The sequence below is a fragment of the Anaerolineales bacterium genome (assembly GCA_019637755.1).
In the GTDB taxonomy this organism is placed as follows: domain Bacteria; phylum Chloroflexota; class Anaerolineae; order Anaerolineales; family UBA11579; genus JAMCZK01.
This window is the reverse complement of record JAHBVC010000001.1, coordinates 63,854-80,198: the sequence shown is the minus strand read 5'-3', so window position 1 is coordinate 80,198 and position 16,345 is coordinate 63,854. Positions and strand designations below refer to the sequence as shown.

Genomic DNA, 16,345 nt, shown 5'->3' with positions numbered 1-16,345 from the left:
ATATACTGCCAACGTCATGGGCAGCACACGCAACGCCGTTCTTAAATTTCTGCTCAATCACCAGCGCAGCACGATCAATGAGTTGGCTCGGGCGGTCAAGATCAGCCCGATCTCGGTGCGCCACCACATTGCCCGCCTGGAAACGGAGGGCATGGTGGCCTCGGCCGAAGAGCGCCACGGCGTAGGCCGGCCGCGCCGCGTGTATTACCTCACCGAAGCGGGCATGGAGCACTTCCCAGGGCGCACCATTCGCTTCACCAACCGCCTACTGGATGAGCTGAAAGAGACCCTGCCGGCGGAGCAGTTCGCCCGCCTGCTGGATGGCATGGGCGATTCGGCCGCCGCCGACTTGGCCGCTGCCAGCGATCTGCCCTCGATGACCCTGGATGAGCGCCTGAAGCTGCTCAAGAACTGGCTCACCAAAGAAGGCTTCAGCGTTCAAGTGCAACGCAACGAAAACGAACTGATCATCAAAGAAACCAGCTGCCCCTACTTTTATGTGGGTCAAAACCACGGCGAAGTATGCAGCATCGATAAGGCCTTGATCGCCAAGGCGCTCTCGGCCGACCCGCAGCGCACCTCGTGCCTGCTCAGCGGCGACAGCCACTGCACCTACACCATTCCGATGGCGGCGATCAAGCCCGCTGCCAAACCCTAGAACGGAGCCACACTGAATGAGTCCCGTAGCCTCGCAAGACCCCGCAAAAACTGCCACCTGGGAAATTGAAAGCACCAACCCGGATCTGGTGCCCGCGGTGGAAGCCGCCCTGCGTGAGGTGGTTGACCCGGAGATCGGCCTGAACGTGCTGGAGCTGGGCCTGGTGCGCAACGTAGCCCTGGAAGAAGACAAGGGCAAAGTGATCATGATCATGACCACGCCCTTCTGCCCTTACGCCCCCGCCCTGCTGGAAATGACGCGCAAGAAAGCCGCCGATGCACTGCAACGCGACACCACGATCATGATGGGCACCGAAATGTGGGACCTGACCTACATGGAGGAAGGCGCCGGCGCCGACTGGGGAATCTTCTAACAACAACATGGAAATCAAAACAAATCAGAAGAATTAGAAGAAATCGAAAAGACCGTCAGTAGACGGTCTTTTTAGTCGCGGCGTAGGCCCGAACCTGCGGCTCGCGGGTGCTTTTCTAGCAACGAATGCCTTTTCCGCCGCGAGTGTTCTTCTCGCAACGAGTGCCTTTTTTCGTAGCACCCCAGGCAAGGGCGCTACCTACGCAAGGCATAGCCGTTCAGCACGAATCAAAAAGACCTTCAGTAGACGGTCGGGCGTAGGCCCGAACCTCCGACCCGCGAGTGCTCTTCTCGCAGCACTCCATGCAAGTGCGCCGCCCATGCAAGACAGACTTACTTAAATCAAAGAACTGCCTGCGGCAGTTCTTTTTAGTCGGGGCGAGAGGATTCGAACCTCCGACCCCTTGCACCCCATGCAAGTGCGCTACCGGGCTGCGCCACGCCCCGAACAGGTGCGAATTATAGCGCAAAGTTCACGTTTTTTTGTTTGTGGCAATAGGAACTTTTGTCGTATACGCATCGTTGTATCCATAGGCTTCGCAATGCTACAATCAATATCACGCGCATCCATTTTGTTATAGGGAGATCTAGTTATGCAAACCAAAGCCACTCGATTGCGCCTGCTGGCCCTGCTGCTCGCCGGCCTGCTGCTGGCAGCCTGCCGCGCCCCTGCACCGGAGAGCCACGCCCCCACGCTGGATCTGAACGCACTCTACACGCAAGTGGCCGGCACACTGATCGCCCAGGGCCAGGGGCAGGCAGAGCCCAGCGCCACCAGCGAAGCGCCTACGCAAACACCCTTCGTGGTCACCGCCACCTTCACCAACACGCCGGCCCAGCCGCTGGCCACCAGCACCAACACCCCGTTGCCCGCCACCAGCGTGCCCGCTACCGGCTGCTACCAGGCCTACTTCGTGGCCGATATCAGCGTGCCGGACAACACCCAAATGACCAAGGGCCAGACCTTTACCAAGACCTGGCGCATTCGCAATAACGGCACCTGCACCTGGACGAGCGACTTTGACATTGTCTACACCTCGGGTACCAACCTGGCCAGCGTGAGCAGCGTGGATCTCCCCAAGGAAGTCAAGCCCGGCGAAACGGTGGATATTTCCATCCCGATGACCGCACCGAGCAGCGATGGCAGCTACCGCAGCAGTTGGGTGATCAAGGCCAGCAATGGCTACAGCTTTGGCGTCAACGGCAATGCCAATAGCGCCGGCGTGCCGATCTTCGCCCTGATCCGCGTCGGCGTTGCCAGCAGCGGCATCCGCTATGACTTTGCCAGCAACTATTGCTCGGCCAGTTGGTCGAGCAACGAAGCCGGCAGCCTGCCCTGCCCGGGCGCCAACTCCGGCTCGCAGGGCTTCGTGCTGGTGCTGCAAAACCCGCAGCTCGAAACCCGCGATGAGGACGAGCCGGCGATCTGGCCGCGCCCCAACCACGCCAGCAATGGCTACATCCGCGGCGTGTATCCTGAATTTGCCGTACAAGCTGGCGACCGCTTCATTAGCCAGGTGGGCTGCCTGAAGAACAACCCCAACTGCCACCTGCAATTCACATTTAGCTATATCCGCAATGGCAGCGAGACCGTGCTTGGCACCTGGAACGAGAAATCCGAGGGCCTGGCCAAAGATGTCAACATCGATCTCTCCAGCCTGGCGGGCCAGACCGTGCGCTTCGTACTGACGGTGAAACCCAACAACAGTGATTACGCCCAGGCCAATGGCTTTTGGTTCGTGCCACGCATCATCAAGAAGTAAACAACCCTCCCCGCGCGTCAAGAGGCATCTGCGATGTGCAGATGCCTCTTTCTTTTAAAGTGACGGCAATGTACAATGGCGGCAGTTTATTCACGCACAAGGAGATTTTCACATGGCAAAAGCTAAGTTTGTCATTCAACAGGGCAAGGGTGGCTACCGCTTCAACCTGCTCAGCACCAACAGCGAGCCGATCCTGCACAGTGAGCGCTACAACACCAAAGACAGTGCCAAGCGCGGCATTCATTCGGTGATGAAGCACGCCGGCGACCTGGCCAACTTCGTGGAGAAGACCGCCAAGAACGGCCAGAGCTACTTTAACCTGCGCGCCGCTAACAACCGCGTCATCGGCACCAGCGAGATGTACTCCTCCGGCGCGGCCTGCAAGAACGGCATCAAGGCTGTGCAGCGCGTGGCCGCCAGCGCCGAAATCGAAGATCAGAGCTGATTTTTAGCCCTCCATCCCCCAAATTACCTAACAAAAGACCGAACAGAATTGCTTGTTCGGTCTTTTTATTTATAGTAGTATTTAATCGCCTGCTCATAATTGCAGAGACCTGAGGAAAGGAGACTACATTAATTATTATGAAACTCACCCCTCCCAAGCAATGGGTATTCTGGGTCGCTCTCGTTTTGGCTGTCGTGGCCTTGGTCGGCGCTTTGGGCCTTTTCGCCCCCGTCGCTGGCTTCGCCACCTGGCTTGGCATCGCCGCCTGGGCTCTTCTGGCCGCTGGCAATGCCATCAAGGGCTTCTAAGCCTTAGAGCACCAACGAAAAAGACGGCCCCTTGTGGGCCGTCTTTTTTTATCCCGTATAGCTCAGCGTACCGCTTCGGCGTGCACGCGGTTGCGCAGCTCGCCCAGGCCCTCAATACTGGTCACCAGCTCATCGCCATCCTTCAATGGCCCCACCCCGGAGGGCGTACCGGTGAGCACCACATCACCCGGCTGCAGGGTCATTACCGAGGAGACGTAGGCGATCAACTGGCGCACCGAGAAGATCATGTCACGCGTCGAGCCCATTTGGCGCAGCTCCCCGTTCACGCTGCAACTGATCACCGCGTCGGCCGGGTCAAACTCGGTTTCCACCCAGGGCCCCAGCGGGCAGAAGGTATCGAAGCCCTTGCCCCGCGTCCATTGGCCATCACGCTTCTGCAAGTCGCGCGCGGTGATGTCATTGGCGATGGTATAGCCGAGGATATGTTCCTTGACCGCATCCGGCTCGATCCAGCGGCCCGCTTTGCCGATCACCACCGCCAGCTCGGCCTCGTGCTCCACCTGCTGGCTTTGCGGTGGTAGCACGATCGTGCCGCCGGGCGCTAACACCGCCGAGGGCGGCTTAAGGAACACCATCGGCACCTCCGGCACCTCGTTGCCCAGCTCTTTGGCATGGGCAACATAGTTGCGCCCAATACAGATCACCTTGCTCGGCTCCACGGGGGGCAGCAACTGCACGCTGGCCAGCGGCAGGGTCGCTTCACCACGCTGAAAGGCGCTATAGGGCGTTCCTTCGATCGGCCCTACGCGCTGCTCCAAGACCCAGCCATAGCGGGCGGGGCCGTCATGCTCCTGATAGCGAATAATGCGCATACAGCTCCTTCTAGTTTGCCCGCGCCAGACGGCGCAGCAATTTATCGGCACGTGATTGCAGTTCTTTGTGGCGTTCGGCAAAGCGCCAACGCAGCGCCTGGCCTAGCGTGTGTACCAGCGCCGCCAGCACGATCGCCACCGCCTGATCCTGCTCCTGGCGTTGTGCCTCCAGCACCACATCCGCCTTGCGTGCCGCCTCGTAGGCGGCCGCCCCCACCAGCGCCACGGTTTGCACACCGCTGGCTTTGGCCAGTGCCACGGCTTGCGCCAGCAACGGCGTCGTGTTGTGCGCATCCAGCACCAGCAGCACATCCCCTTCGTTGGCCAGGGCCAGCGCCCCGGCCAGCTCAGGCAGCTCCGGCTGCAGTGGGTGCGCCAGGATGCCCACGGCGCGCAAGTGCGCGTGCAGCGCTTGCTGGCTGGCTGCCGCGGCCGCATCGCTGAGCAGGAAGACGCGTCTGGCCTTGCCTAGCATCGCCAGCAAAGCCTCCAGCGGAGCAGCATCCAGCAGGCGGCGGGCGCGTTCGATGCCATCGCCCAGCTCTTTATACGCCCGGTCAGCCAGGCCGCGCAAGCTATCCGCTTTGGGGGCATCGCCCTGCTGCAAGAGCAACTCGTGCAGCACGCGTGCTTTGATCTCCGCTTGCAAGGCCGGGAAGCCGGAATAATTCAGGGTTTGGGCGAAGCGCACCACGGTGGCGGTATCCACATCCACAGCATGCGCCAATTCCGATGCGGTCAACAAAGCGGCCTGCACGTAGGAATTTAATATATAATCTGCGAGCCGCTGGAAGCTCTTCGAAAGGCGCGGTTGCGCCTCACGAATGCGTTCAGCATAAGTGCCAGATGGCATACGGCAGACTATAGCACAAAGTTTTTTGCAGGCATACGCATTTTTGCAAGCTTTGTTGCGGTGGCCGGCCCATGGGCGAGTAGCTCAGTTGGTTAGAGCGCCTCCCTTACAAGGAGGATGTCGTAGGTTCGAGTCCTATCTCGCCCACTCGAAGTATTGTGCGCTACCATGCAAAAATGGGAATATCTTGAACTGAAGATTACCCACGGCGAAGTAGAGCTGGTGGATGGTGAATTGTTGCCACCGGCCGAACCGCGAAACCCTGATCCGTATAAATATGTAAAGAGCATGCTGGCGGATGGCTGGCAACTGGTCACCCGCTCGGGCACGCTGAGCGGGGAATTTTCGGTCGTGCTCAAGCGCCCACTCAACGACGAATAGCCGCGCGGGACAAATGGCCCAAACACAGGGGACATCCGCCCCATGGCCGCCTGGCCGCTTTGGCGTATCCTATGGCTGAAAGAAACGTCGGAGCAAGACCCAGCGAAATCGCCGAACTCCTCGGCGGTGGGACGGCCAGAACAGCGGCCGACAGCCGATTGACAGTAGGGCCGGTGCGGTCCTCAGTACACGGCGAAGCTGGAAGGCAAGGCAGACGGCCCGGCCAGAGGCGAACTGGTTAGGCCAAACCCAAGCCTAATTGCTCCGGCGTTTTCTTTTAACTTAAGCGCTATTTTTTAGCCACGCGCTTGGATGAGGTGCGCGCATCCTCATACATCTCGATAAACTCATCTTTGGTGTTGCGCGCCAGCGCCTCAGCGATCAACTCCAACGGTAAGTCATCCAGTTTCTTGAAATTGATGCAAGATTTACCCTTAGCCATATCCCGGCCTGTGGCGGCGTAACGCTTGGCAAACCAGGCTTCGGCTTCGGGGTCACTGTAGATGTTATTGAGATAGACGGAGTAATAGTTCTTCTGGGCGGCCAGGCCGGCATACACCAGCGGCTGCCCGTTGTAGGTTTCAGGAAAATCTTTGAGCGGGATGAAGTAGCAGATCATGCCGTAGAGCATGCCCTCTTTGAACCCCGTGGGCAGGCTGGCACGCATCACCTTGCGCACCCCCTGAATCACTTTGCGCCGCTCGGGCGGCAACTCATCCAGATATTGGCTTACGGTTGCGGCTTTGCTGCTGACCATGCGTCCTCCGTGGGTACACACTACGCCATGCCGGGGCAGCGAGTCAAGCACTGATACAATTCAGCCGCAAAAGCCCACCACTAGCCTTTCTGGAAAGCCCCATGCCCACCAAAAAAACCAAAGCCAAATCTCAAGATTTCCTCTTCCGCGGCACGCTGGCTCAACTGGACCCGGCGGTCTATGAGCTCCAGCAGTTGGAAGCCGAGCGCCAGTACCGCAAGCTAATCCTGATTGCCAGCGAGAGCACCGCCCCGCTGGCGGTGCGCGAGGCGTTGTCTTCTGCCTTCGGCAATTTGTACGCCGAGGGCTATCCCGACGAAGCCAGCCGCTGGATGAGCGAAGAGGAGATTTTGGACCATGAGACACGCCTGGCGCACTATCGCCGCAACTCCGACCCGCGCTACTACAAAGGCGTGGAGTATGCCGATACGGTGGAGGCGTTGGCGCGCCGCCGCTGCGCCGAGGCCTTTGCGGCCAACGGCGTCAGCGCTGACCAGATCTACGTAAACATCCAGGCGTTGTCTGGCGGCCCGGCCAACAATGCCGTGTATCACGCCCTGGTGCAGCCCGGCGATACCGTAATGGGCATGAACTTGCTGCACGGTGGGCATCTTTCGCATGGTGCCCCGGTCAATCGCTCTGGCAAGTATTACAACATTGTGCATTATTCCGTAGACCCCAGCACGGAGCGCATCGACTATGACCAGATGGAAGCGCTGGCCAAAGAACACAAGCCCAAGATGATCATCGGCGGTTTCTCGTCGTATCCCTGGCCGGCCGACTGGGCGCGCTTGCGCCAGATCGCCGACTCGGTGGGCGCGTACCTGCTGACCGATATAGCCCATGTGGCTGGCCTGGTGGCCGCCGGCGCCTACCCTTCCCCGATGGGCTATGCGCACGTCATCACCTCTACCACCCACAAAACGCTCAACGGGCCGCGTGGCGCCATCATACTCACCACGGACAAGAAGCTGGCTGAGCTGATTGACCGCGCCGTGTTCCCCGGTGAGCAAGGCGGCCCGCATGTGAACGTATTCGGCGGGCTGGCGCTGGCCTTCAAGATCGCCAAGAGCAAGGAATTCAAGCAGTTGCAGGCACAGGTGGTCAAGAACGCCGTAGCGCTGACCGAGCAGCTGCAAAAGCGCGGCTTCCGCATTCCCTTTGGCGGCACGCAGAGCCACCTCACCAATGTAGATTGCAAAGTCGTGGTGGGGCCGGATGGCACGGCACTCTCCGGCGATATGGCGGCGCGTATTCTGGATGTGGCTGGCATCGTGGTCAACCGCAACACCATCCCCGGTGACCGTGGCGCCATGAACCCTTCGGGTTTGCGCCTGGGCACCCCGTGGATCACGCAGCGCGGTTTCAAAGAGAAGGAAAGCCGCCAACTGGCTGACATCATCGCCGATGTGCTGCTGGCCTGCGTGCCCTACCGTGACCGCAGCGAGACCAGCCTGAGCCAACGCGCCAAGGTGGATTTCGCCGTGCTGGAGGATGCCAAGCTGCGCGTGCGGGCGCTGGCGGAGAAAGCCGGCATTGACTTCAAGCCCAGCGTCACTGGCTATCCGCACTTCTACTATATAGATGACAAGCCCAAGGCCAAAGGCGCCTGGGTGGGCATTGAAGTGCACGGCGAGCAGGCTACTGCCCTGCTGAACATGGCCATCGCCAGCGACATTGAGGCTCTCACCAAGGGAGCGGCTTTCCTTATGCACACGCCCAAGGGCGATGTGCACGGCAGCATCAAAGCGCTGCCCAAGGGCGGCTATCTGCTGGGCGTCAAACGCGCCCAGTTCGGCTTGGCAGCCACCTGGCTGCGCGCCCTCTCGGATGGATATGTCAGCATCGACGCGGCTGACCCGCAGCGCAAAGCTCCGGGGCCGGTGGCGGTGCGCGAATCCAAACTCAAAGTTACTGCTACCACGGCTAAAGCCACCGCCGCGGATAAGCCGTTCTACTACGGCATTGGTAAATCCAAAGCCAAGGCGCTGCCCAAGTTTGACTGGCACGAGCCGAGCGAGGCGGCCATCAAACGCACCGCGCTCTACGACACGCATGTAGCCCTCGGCGCCAAAATGGTGCCGTTTGCTGGCTGGGATATGCCGCTGCGCTACAGCTCCGTGCGCGAGGAGCATGCCGCCGTGCGCACGGCCGCCGGTCTGTTCGATGTCACTCACATGGGCGTGTACGATGTCAGCGGGCCGCAGGCGGCCAGCTTCCTCGACTCGGTGTGCGGCAATGACATCACCAGCCTGCCGGTGGGCATGTCCATCTATACCCACTTTATGGATGCCGACGCCAATGTGCTGGATGACCTGCTGGTCTACCGTATGGCCGATGAGCACTATCTGGTGGTCGTCAATGCAGCCAACGATGACAAGAACTGGGCCTGGCTCACCGCGGTGCAGGCAGGTGCCGTGCTTGTGGACGCGCAGCAGCCGGGAGCGCTGGCCTTTGGCCGCGGCGCACGGCTGCGCAACCTGCGCTCCGCCAGCAGCGGCAAGGCGCAGCGCGTAGACATTGCGCTGCAAGGCCCCAAGTCTCGCAAAGTCCTGCTCGGCCTCGAGGCCAACGCGGCCGACAAGCACATCATCCGCAAGCTCAAGCGCTTTGGCGTGGCCAAGGTGAAGCTGGGCGGCTTCGACCTCATCCTCTCGCGCACGGGCTACACCGGCGAGCCGGTCTCGTTCGAGCTGTTCGTACACCCTGACCAGGCCGTGGCGCTGTGGACCGCGCTAATGGCGGCAGGCGAGAAACACGGCCTGCGCCCGTGTGGCTTGGCCTCACGCGATTCGCTGCGTATTGAAGCCGGTCTGCCGCTGTATGGGCACGAGTTGGCCGGCCCGCTGAATTTGGGCATCGGCCACTCCGGCTTCCGCGCCTTCGTCAAGACCTACAAGCCGTGGTTCGTTGGCCGCAGCGCCTTCCTGATGCAGGAGGAGGAGCGCAAACGCGAAGTGGTGCGCTTCCGCCTGCCGCAGGGTGTGCGCATCGCCCACCAGGGCGATCCGGTCACCGACGCGGAGGGCAAGCGCATCGGCGAGGTGACCAGTTGCTCGCTGGATAGCGAAGGCACGCTCACCGGCCAGGCGCTGGTGAACAAGAAGCACGGCAAAGAAGGCAGCACGATTCTGGTGTACCAGGGCATGGCGGGGAAAGAGCTTGCCGGCGCCACTCCCACCGAAGCCACGGTAGTGAGCCGCATGCTGGTGCGCTAGCGCGTAGCGCAAGCGCTAGGCGCATGCTCACATGCGGTTAAGCTGCCCAAGCTATCCTAAAAGTAACATCCGGACGAGACGCGCCGTACCCGGTTAGGACAAGACGACGCAAACAAAATTCTGTTTTGTTTGGAGGCGTTATGAATACATGGGTACTTTTGATTCTTGCCGGTTTGTTTGAGGTGTGCTGGGCTGTTGGCCTCAAGTACACCGAGGGGTTCACTAAGCTTTGGCCCAGCCTGTTTGCGCTGAGCACGATGGCACTCAGCGTTTATCTGCTCTCGCTGGCTACCAAGCGGCTTGAGCTGAGCGTGGCGTATGCCGTATGGGTAGGCATTGGCACGTTGGGCGCTAGTTTGCTGGGCATCCTCTTGTTCAAAGAATCGGCCAGCCCAGCCAAGCTTGCATTTTTGGGCTTGCTGATCGCCAGTATCATCGGCCTCAAATACTCTGCATAAGATGGCGGCCCGCGCGGGCCAGCCAGAGGTGACCATGAGCAAACGTATCCTCTTGCCGCTGTGCCTGCTGTGCCTGGCCGCGCTGGCCTGCCGCTTTGGAGCCCCGCCGCCCAGCACACCCACCCCAACCGCCAACACATCCAGCGGCGGTGGTGGCGGCTCGTTTGGCGGCGGGGGCCAACCAAGCGGTGAGCTACAAGCCTGCCCGCTGCGCCCGCCAGCTTTGGGCGCGGCGGGCGGCCCCGCGCAGCCCGGCGCTCAAGGGCTGGGCGATCCCTATTTTCCCCAATTGGGTAACGGTGGCTACGATGTGCAGCATTATGACATTGAGCTCAGCGTAGATCTTGCCCTCCGCCAGCTTGACGGGCGCGTGCGCATCGAGGCGATTGCCACGCAAGCGCTCAGCCAATTCAACCTGGAGCTGGCCGGCCTGCAACTGGACCGCCTACAAGTCCAAGACCAGCCCGCGCAGTTCAGCCGCGAGGGAGTGGAGCTACGCATCACCCCGGCGCAGCCGATTGCCGCGGGCGAGGCGTTTACCGTCCTAGTCGAGTACCACGGCAGCCCGGGCGAAGGCATCGATTACAGCAACATGAACGAATTCGAAGTGGGCTGGGGCTGGTATCCGGATGGCGAAGGCGCCTATGTGGCCGCCGAGCCCAGCGGCAACTCCAGCTGGATGCCGCTCAACGACCACCCGGCGGATAAGGCCACCTACAGCTATGCCATCACGGTGGCCAAGCCCTATCTCGCCGCGGCCAACGGCGTGCTGCAGGATGCGACCGACAATGGCGATACACGCACCTTTATCTGGAACTCGGCTTATCCAATGGCGAGCTACCTGGCGACAGTGGGCATTGGCCGCTTCGATGTGGAGGGGCGCTCCGGCCCGCAGGGCCTGCTGATCCGCAATTACTTCGAGCATGACATTCCGCCCGAGACGCGCCAGAATTTCGAACGGCTGGGCGAGATGGTGGCGCTGTTCAACGATCTGGTCGGCCCCTACCCCTTTGAAGCCGCGGGGGTGATCGTGCACGATGTGGATTTTGGCTTTGCGCTGGAAACGCAAACGATGAGCGTCTTTGGTTCGGGTTTTACCGATGAGTACGTGGTTGCGCACGAGCTGGCGCACCAATGGTTTGGCGACAGCATCGGCCTGACCTGCTGGCAAGACCTGTGGCTGAACGAAGGCTTTGCCACCTATATGAGTGCACTGTGGAACGAGCATGCCTACGGCGCCCAAGCGCTGGAGGATGAAATGCGCTCCTACTACATGCAGGTGGCGCTCAGTGGCGAGTATGCTGCCGCGCCGGGCCACCCCGGCCCGGGCGACCTGTTCAACTTTGGCGTGTACTACCGCGGCGCGCTGGCGCTGCACGCGCTGCGTGAGCGCGTAGGCGACGAAGCCTTCTTCGCCATCTTGCAGAGCTACTATGAGCGCTTCCGTGATAGCAATGCCGTCACGGCGGATTTCGTAGCCATCGCCGAGGAAGTCAGCGGCGAGTCGCTGCAAGACTTCTTTGCGGCGTGGCTGTACGCTGAGGCGATGCCCGATATTCCTGAGATGGGCTTGTATCTGGCGGATTATCAGTAGCTATGTAGGGGCGCAGCATGCTGCGCCCCTACTCGGGCATTCCCAACGATCAAGGGCAATTTCAAAACGAGAACAGGGTTGCTAGTTCAACTGTCATTCCGAGCGTAGCGAGGAATACGTATTCACTAGTTTCTATTGCCACACAAATAAGTACTTAGCTACCAACCCTTAACGGATTCCTCCTCGCCGCTACGCGGCTCGTTCGGAATGACAAAGGGCGCAGCCATGCTACGCCCCTACAGAGCCAAGCCGTCATTCCGAGCGTAGCGAGGAATCCTTTAGGGCATAGCACAATAAGCCTGTTTGTAATGCCCTAAAGGATTCCTCCTCGCGGCTACGCCGCTCGTTCGGAATGACAGCCTGCACGGAGCAGTCCCAAAGCCTGTTTGTGTCCGCACTTGTGGATTGCTTCGTTGTTCAGCGGCTGTGCCGCTTCACGGCCTCGCAATGACGGGCTGTAGTTCGCTTCTATTCGTCGAAGACGAGTTCGTCTCGGCCGGAGAGCTTGGCCTCAACCGTCTTGATCACGCTAGCCAGGTGCGCGGGGTCGTTGACGTAATCGAGATCGCCTGAGGAGATGGTGAGCACAGGGCACACGTCAAAACTGTGCAGCCACTCATCGTAGTAGCCATCCAGCAGGCTGAGGTACTCGGCGGTGATACCGGCTTCCATCTCACGGCCGCGCGAGTGGATACGCTCCAGCAGCGCGGAAACCGGCGCCTTGAGCATGATAAGCAGGTCTGGCTTGGGCAGCGAGGTGATCACCAGCTTGTAGACCCGTGAATACGTATCCAGATCCTCTGCGCTCAGGTTGCCCAGAGAGTGCAGGGCACGCGCAAAGATGTAATAGTCTTCATAGATGCTGCGATCGAGGATGGCCGAGCTGGGATGGCGATGGGCCTCAATATGCAACTGTGAGCGTTGCGCCAGCAGGAAAACTTGCAAATGGAAAGCCCAGGCGCGCATATCGCCATAGAACTTCCCCAGGTACGGATTGGTCTCCACGGTTTCGAAGCCGGTGCGCCAGCCCAGTTGCTCGCCCAGCTTGGTCACCAGAGACGTTTTGCCGGCACCGATATTGCCAGCGACAAGAACAAGGTGTTTGGCTGCCATTGCGCCGAGTATACATAATCCGCCCGGCAAGGATTGCAAATGACAGGAGCTAAAAAAACTTGTAAGATAGAGCATCAGCGAAGGAGAGCTTATGCACAAGTTAAGTGCCATTGCATTGTTTGCCCTGCTGGCAGCCTGCAGCCCGGCGCCGACCACCCCTGACGCCAACGCCCTATTCACCAGTGTGGCCAGCACCCTGGCGGCGGTGAGCAGCGAGACAGCGGCCGCCGTGCCGCCTACGGAGGCGCTGCCCAGCAACACCCCCGAACCCGAAGCGACCGCCAGCGAGACGCCGGCCCCCACCCCCACGCAGGAAGAGGGCCTCATCAACTTGGCCATTGGCGCCACCACCGGCATCGTCAGCGGCCATGTAGAGCCCAACCAGCGCGTGAGCTTCACTGCCGGCGCGGCGGCCAATCAGGTCATCATCGCCAACCTGTTCACCCCGGCCAGCAATGCGATCCTGGAGATCAAAGGCGCCGATGGCAGCAGCCTGCTGGCCGACTCGCTGCGCTACACCTCGTACCGCACGCTGCTTAGCAAGACGCAGGATTATGTATTCACTGTGATCGGCGGCAACACGGCGCAGGACTTCACGCTTTCGGTGGCCTTCGCCGTACCGGTGAATTTTGCCAGCGGAACCAGCAGCAGCAGCTACACTGGCAAGACGGTGGGCGGCAACCCGGTCACCTACACGATCTATGCCTCGGCTGGGCAAAACCTGAGCGTCAAGCTCAACACCAATCCAAATGACGCCGCGCTGACCATCTGGGGCTTCAACACTGGCGAACCGTATGCGCGTGCCCAAAATGGCGTGGTCAACTTCAGCCAGAGCCTGCCGCAGACCCAGTACTACATCATCGAAGTGGTGCCGCAGGGCGGGCGCACAGTGGACTACACGCTAACGGTGTCGATACCCTAAACACAGAGATAGATTGCTGTGGTTAGCCGCATTTTTCATGCGGCAAGCGCTTCGCAATGACAGTAAAAGAAAAAACGGCCTGCAGAATTCTGCAGGCCGTTTTAGTTTAATGCGTCTGGATACTACGGGCTTACGTTGGCGATGAGAGTCCAGCGCACCGGGTTACCCTGGGTGATCTTGAGGCTAACCGTGAAGTAGTTGGTGCCAGGCGAAACCTGGTGCGACCAGTTGTTGTTGCAGATCGTGTTGTCATCCGCACCGGGAGCGCTGATCTCCACATATTCCGGGTCGCTGGTATCGCACTGGAAGGCAATATCCACTTCCACCGGGCCAGTCAGGTTATCCACGCGCACCGTGATGCGATGAGTGACATTGGCGGGCACTTCGCCGCTGATGGACTTGTTGTCGGTGTTATCGGCAGAGAGCACCAGCGTGAAGTCTTGCACGTTGCCGCTCTGGCCACCGCCACCGCCACCACCACCACCGCTACCACCGCTGCTCGGCGGCGGCGCTGCAGGCGAAGCCACGGGCAGGCCGGCGGGCACATCCCCAGTAATGAAATCGGCCGACATCCAGCCGATGGCGTTGTGGTAGCTGACCTGCAGCCAGGTGCCGGCGGCATTAACGCCGAAAACTTCGACCGTCTCGCCGCCGGGGATGACCGTCATCACGCCATAGGCGGATGAGTCGCCGGCGCGCATATTGACATCGCGCGAGGTGGTGACAGAAACGGAAGCACTGGCCGGCGTGGCCGTCTCGGCCAAGGCTTGAGTGCTGGCAGGGCCGGCGGCAGCGGTTTGCAGGCTACTGATCTGCTGGGTCTGGGCGATGCCCGTGGCGACGAGGGATTCGGTGCTAGGTCCACAGGCGGCCAATAGGCTGGCAGCCAGGGCGAGCATCACAAGCAGTTTTTTCATAACAAGCTCCTTTAGGCGAATGTACTGCAAAGAAAACGCACCCGCCGGGTATACGTTACCGCCAGGCTTTAGAGGATCGTATCCTCGCTGGCTTGCTCGCTACCCACCAAAACTTGCATCACTGAAAGGGCCTGCTGGGTCACGCCGAGTTTGAGTGCCGCAGCCAGGCCAGCCTTGGGCTCCTGCATGGTGACGGACCAGCCCCCGCGCCCGAGCATGGCAGCGAACTCACGGTCGGCACGTTCCATGGCCGCGTTGACATCCAACGTAAGGTGCTGGCGATCCTTGTAGAGGAAGTTGCCATCCACCATCACGCTTTCCACGTCAGCGCCACGCGCGCTGTAGACCAGATGGCTGGGCAGATTGTGCAGCGGGCGCAGATGCGGCTGGCGCGTGTTGATGAAAATAAGGTCTGCCTTCTTGCCCACCTCGATCGAGCCAATTTCGTCTTGCAGACCGAGCACCTTGGCGCCCTCGATGGTGGCCATGCGCAGCATCTGGCGCGCGGGCAGCAGCGTGCCGTCACGCGCTTGCAGCTTGCGCACCTCGGTAGCCAGGCGCATCTCATCGAACATATCCAGATTGTTGTTGCTGGCCGTGCCATCGGTAGCGAGGCCAACGGCCACGCCGGCGGCGGCCCACTCGTCGATGTGCGGCCAGGGCCAGCCGCCGATGTGGGCATAGGCCTGCGGGCAGTGGGCGATGCCCACGCCAAGCTCGGCGAGAATTTCGATGTCACGCGCATCGGCGTTGAGGCCGTGGGCGATGACAAAGTCAGAACGCAAAATATCCAACGCGGCCAGATGCTGGATGCTGGTAGGGCCAGCAGCCTTCTTGCCGACCAGGGTCATTTCAAAGGCACTCTCGGCCACATGCATGTGCATACCTACGCCCACACGGTCGGCGGCGGCACGCGCGGCTTGCACCAGCTCGGTGGAACAGGTGTAAAGCGCGTGCGGCCCCATGCGGGTGCGGATGCGGCCCTCGGCCTTGCCGTTCCACTCAGCGGCAAAGGCTTCACCGGTGGCGAGGTCTTTCTCGCCCTTCTTCTTGTTGCGGTTCTCGAGGATGGCGAAAGCCAGATCGGCGCGGATGCCGGTCTCTTGCACGGCGCGGGCGACCTCATCCATCATGAAGTAGTGATCGTTGAAGGTGGTGGTGCCGCTGGCAATCATCTCGGCGATGCCGAGTACGGCGCCGGCGTATACCGTCTCCGGCTTGAGGTTGGACTCCATCGCCCACACTACGGGCAGCCATTTGGCCGCCTCAATGTCATCGGCAATGGAGCGCGTCATCGTCATCGAGAGGTGGATGTGCGTGTTCACAAAACCGGGCAAGATGGCCCGGTCGGTTACGTCAACAATTTCGGCTTGAGGGTACTGATTACGCAGCTGCTCGCTGGGGCCGATGGCAGCGATGCGGCTGCCTTCCACTAGCACGGCAGCATTGGTGAGGATGGTGTCTTTAGGGTCGACGGTGTAGACGATGGCGTTGGTGAAGAGGGTCTGCTTTGTAGACACGCGGCACGCTCATGAGCGAGAGGATGAGTTGCAAAAATTGTAATCGAGGTGTTGGTTCAACTATAATTTTTTACAGTGTAAGGTCGGCAAGATAGCTCAGGTCGATTAGTAGATGTTGTCAGTGTTGTAGGTGTTGTCAGTTTTGTAGATGTTGTCAGTGTTGTAGGTGTTGTCAGTTTTGTAGATGTTGTCACTTTTGGCAGAACTGGCACAACGCGTAGCAAACATGCCAG

At 60.3% G+C, this 16,345-nt stretch carries 16 protein-coding genes and 2 tRNA genes; 11 read left to right on the top strand and 7 right to left on the bottom strand.

Annotation, left to right across the window (positions count from 1 at the left end; genetic code table 11):
- Window positions 1–16: 16 nt before the first annotated feature.
- The gene (locus KF821_00460) at window positions 17–658 is read left to right on the top strand and encodes a winged helix-turn-helix transcriptional regulator (GenBank protein MBX3004282.1); all 642 of its coding nucleotides are present in this window, start codon (window positions 17–19) and stop codon (window positions 656–658) included.
- Between the two features lie 16 nt (window positions 659–674).
- Window positions 675–1,031, top strand: coding sequence for an iron-sulfur cluster assembly protein (locus KF821_00455; GenBank protein ID MBX3004281.1), 357 nt, complete (start codon window positions 675–677; stop codon window positions 1,029–1,031).
- Between the two features lie 372 nt (window positions 1,032–1,403).
- On the opposite strand, the gene KF821_00450 is transcribed toward KF821_00455, so the two are convergent.
- Window positions 1,404–1,477 (bottom strand) — tRNA-Pro (locus KF821_00450).
- A gap of 146 nt (window positions 1,478–1,623) precedes the next feature.
- Here KF821_00450 and KF821_00445 point away from each other — a divergent pair.
- The 3 genes from KF821_00445 to KF821_00435 all read left to right on the top strand — a co-directional run bounded on the left by KF821_00445 (window position 1,624) and on the right by KF821_00435 (window position 3,546).
- On the top strand, window positions 1,624–2,793 hold the full coding sequence (locus tag KF821_00445) for a hypothetical protein (protein MBX3004280.1): 1,170 nt from the start codon (window positions 1,624–1,626) through the stop codon (window positions 2,791–2,793).
- A 112-nt stretch (window positions 2,794–2,905) separates the two neighbouring features.
- Entirely contained in the window at window positions 2,906–3,238 is a 333-nt protein-coding gene (locus tag KF821_00440; GenBank protein ID MBX3004279.1) for a YegP family protein, read from the top strand.
- A 137-nt stretch (window positions 3,239–3,375) separates the two neighbouring features.
- Window positions 3,376–3,546: a hypothetical protein gene (locus tag KF821_00435; GenBank protein ID MBX3004278.1), complete on the top strand. Its 171-nt coding sequence runs from the start codon at window positions 3,376–3,378 to the stop codon at window positions 3,544–3,546.
- A 62-nt stretch (window positions 3,547–3,608) separates the two neighbouring features.
- Here the strand turns inward: KF821_00435 and KF821_00430 are convergent, their stop codons facing one another.
- Both KF821_00430 and KF821_00425 read right to left on the bottom strand, forming a co-directional pair.
- Complete coding sequence (locus KF821_00430) at window positions 3,609–4,379, bottom strand: fumarylacetoacetate hydrolase family protein (protein MBX3004277.1); 771 nt, start codon at window positions 4,377–4,379, stop codon at window positions 3,609–3,611.
- A gap of 10 nt (window positions 4,380–4,389) precedes the next feature.
- Window positions 4,390–5,232: a MurR/RpiR family transcriptional regulator gene (locus KF821_00425; protein ID MBX3004276.1), complete on the bottom strand. Its 843-nt coding sequence runs from the start codon at window positions 5,230–5,232 to the stop codon at window positions 4,390–4,392.
- A gap of 73 nt (window positions 5,233–5,305) precedes the next feature.
- On the opposite strand from KF821_00425, the gene KF821_00420 reads away from it, so the two are divergent.
- Together KF821_00420 and KF821_00415 are read left to right on the top strand one after the other, a co-directional pair.
- Window positions 5,306–5,379: transfer RNA gene (locus KF821_00420), tRNA-Val, on the top strand.
- A gap of 21 nt (window positions 5,380–5,400) precedes the next feature.
- On the top strand, window positions 5,401–5,613 hold the full coding sequence (locus KF821_00415; GenBank protein ID MBX3004275.1) for a hypothetical protein: 213 nt from the start codon (window positions 5,401–5,403) through the stop codon (window positions 5,611–5,613).
- Between the two features lie 289 nt (window positions 5,614–5,902).
- Here KF821_00415 and KF821_00410 read toward each other — a convergent pair whose 3' ends face one another.
- Entirely contained in the window at window positions 5,903–6,370 is a 468-nt protein-coding gene (locus KF821_00410; GenBank protein ID MBX3004274.1) for a DUF1801 domain-containing protein, read from the bottom strand.
- Between the two features lie 101 nt (window positions 6,371–6,471).
- Between KF821_00410 and gcvT the strand changes: the two genes are divergently transcribed.
- From gcvT to KF821_00395, 3 genes are all read left to right on the top strand, one after another.
- On the top strand, window positions 6,472–9,588 hold the full coding sequence (gcvT, locus tag KF821_00405; protein MBX3004273.1) for a glycine cleavage system aminomethyltransferase GcvT: 3,117 nt from the start codon (window positions 6,472–6,474) through the stop codon (window positions 9,586–9,588).
- 140 nt (window positions 9,589–9,728) lie between these two features.
- Window positions 9,729–10,046, top strand: a complete 318-nt coding sequence (locus tag KF821_00400) for a multidrug efflux SMR transporter (protein MBX3004272.1) — start codon at window positions 9,729–9,731, stop codon at window positions 10,044–10,046.
- 34 nt (window positions 10,047–10,080) lie between these two features.
- On the top strand, window positions 10,081–11,640 hold the full coding sequence (locus KF821_00395) for a M1 family metallopeptidase (GenBank protein ID MBX3004271.1): 1,560 nt from the start codon (window positions 10,081–10,083) through the stop codon (window positions 11,638–11,640).
- Between the two features lie 468 nt (window positions 11,641–12,108).
- On the opposite strand, the gene KF821_00390 is transcribed toward KF821_00395, so the two are convergent.
- Complete coding sequence (locus tag KF821_00390) at window positions 12,109–12,753, bottom strand: deoxynucleoside kinase (protein ID MBX3004270.1); 645 nt, start codon at window positions 12,751–12,753, stop codon at window positions 12,109–12,111.
- Window positions 12,754–12,844: 91 nt separating this feature from the next.
- Between KF821_00390 and KF821_00385 the strand changes: the two genes are divergently transcribed.
- The gene (locus tag KF821_00385) at window positions 12,845–13,675 is read left to right on the top strand and encodes a hypothetical protein (protein MBX3004269.1); all 831 of its coding nucleotides are present in this window, start codon (window positions 12,845–12,847) and stop codon (window positions 13,673–13,675) included.
- 122 nt (window positions 13,676–13,797) lie between these two features.
- Here the strand turns inward: KF821_00385 and KF821_00380 are convergent, their stop codons facing one another.
- Window positions 13,798–14,592, bottom strand: coding sequence for an SH3 domain-containing protein (locus KF821_00380; GenBank protein ID MBX3004268.1), 795 nt, complete (start codon window positions 14,590–14,592; stop codon window positions 13,798–13,800).
- A gap of 68 nt (window positions 14,593–14,660) precedes the next feature.
- Complete coding sequence (locus KF821_00375; protein MBX3004267.1) at window positions 14,661–16,112, bottom strand: amidohydrolase; 1,452 nt, start codon at window positions 16,110–16,112, stop codon at window positions 14,661–14,663.
- Window positions 16,113–16,345: the final 233 nt, after the last annotated feature.

Excerpts from the sequence above, each read along its gene's own strand:
- KF821_00460 (MBX3004282.1), top strand. The coding sequence starts at position 17 with ATGGGCAGCACACGCAACGCCGTTCTTAAATTTCTGCTCAATCACCAG.
- KF821_00455 (MBX3004281.1), top strand. The coding sequence starts at position 675 with ATGAGTCCCGTAGCCTCGCAAGACCCCGCAAAAACTGCCACCTGGGAA.
- KF821_00445 (MBX3004280.1), top strand. The coding sequence starts at position 1,624 with ATGCAAACCAAAGCCACTCGATTGCGCCTGCTGGCCCTGCTGCTCGCC.
- KF821_00440 (MBX3004279.1), top strand. The coding sequence starts at position 2,906 with ATGGCAAAAGCTAAGTTTGTCATTCAACAGGGCAAGGGTGGCTACCGC.
- KF821_00435 (MBX3004278.1), top strand. The coding sequence starts at position 3,376 with ATGAAACTCACCCCTCCCAAGCAATGGGTATTCTGGGTCGCTCTCGTT.
- KF821_00430 (MBX3004277.1), bottom strand. The coding sequence starts at position 4,379 with ATGCGCATTATTCGCTATCAGGAGCATGACGGCCCCGCCCGCTATGGC.
- KF821_00425 (MBX3004276.1), bottom strand. The coding sequence starts at position 5,232 with ATGCCATCTGGCACTTATGCTGAACGCATTCGTGAGGCGCAACCGCGC.
- KF821_00415 (MBX3004275.1), top strand. The coding sequence starts at position 5,401 with ATGCAAAAATGGGAATATCTTGAACTGAAGATTACCCACGGCGAAGTA.
- KF821_00410 (MBX3004274.1), bottom strand. The coding sequence starts at position 6,370 with ATGGTCAGCAGCAAAGCCGCAACCGTAAGCCAATATCTGGATGAGTTG.
- gcvT (MBX3004273.1), top strand. The coding sequence starts at position 6,472 with ATGCCCACCAAAAAAACCAAAGCCAAATCTCAAGATTTCCTCTTCCGC.
- KF821_00400 (MBX3004272.1), top strand. The coding sequence starts at position 9,729 with ATGAATACATGGGTACTTTTGATTCTTGCCGGTTTGTTTGAGGTGTGC.
- KF821_00395 (MBX3004271.1), top strand. The coding sequence starts at position 10,081 with ATGAGCAAACGTATCCTCTTGCCGCTGTGCCTGCTGTGCCTGGCCGCG.
- KF821_00390 (MBX3004270.1), bottom strand. The coding sequence starts at position 12,753 with ATGGCAGCCAAACACCTTGTTCTTGTCGCTGGCAATATCGGTGCCGGC.
- KF821_00385 (MBX3004269.1), top strand. The coding sequence starts at position 12,845 with ATGCACAAGTTAAGTGCCATTGCATTGTTTGCCCTGCTGGCAGCCTGC.
- KF821_00380 (MBX3004268.1), bottom strand. The coding sequence starts at position 14,592 with ATGAAAAAACTGCTTGTGATGCTCGCCCTGGCTGCCAGCCTATTGGCC.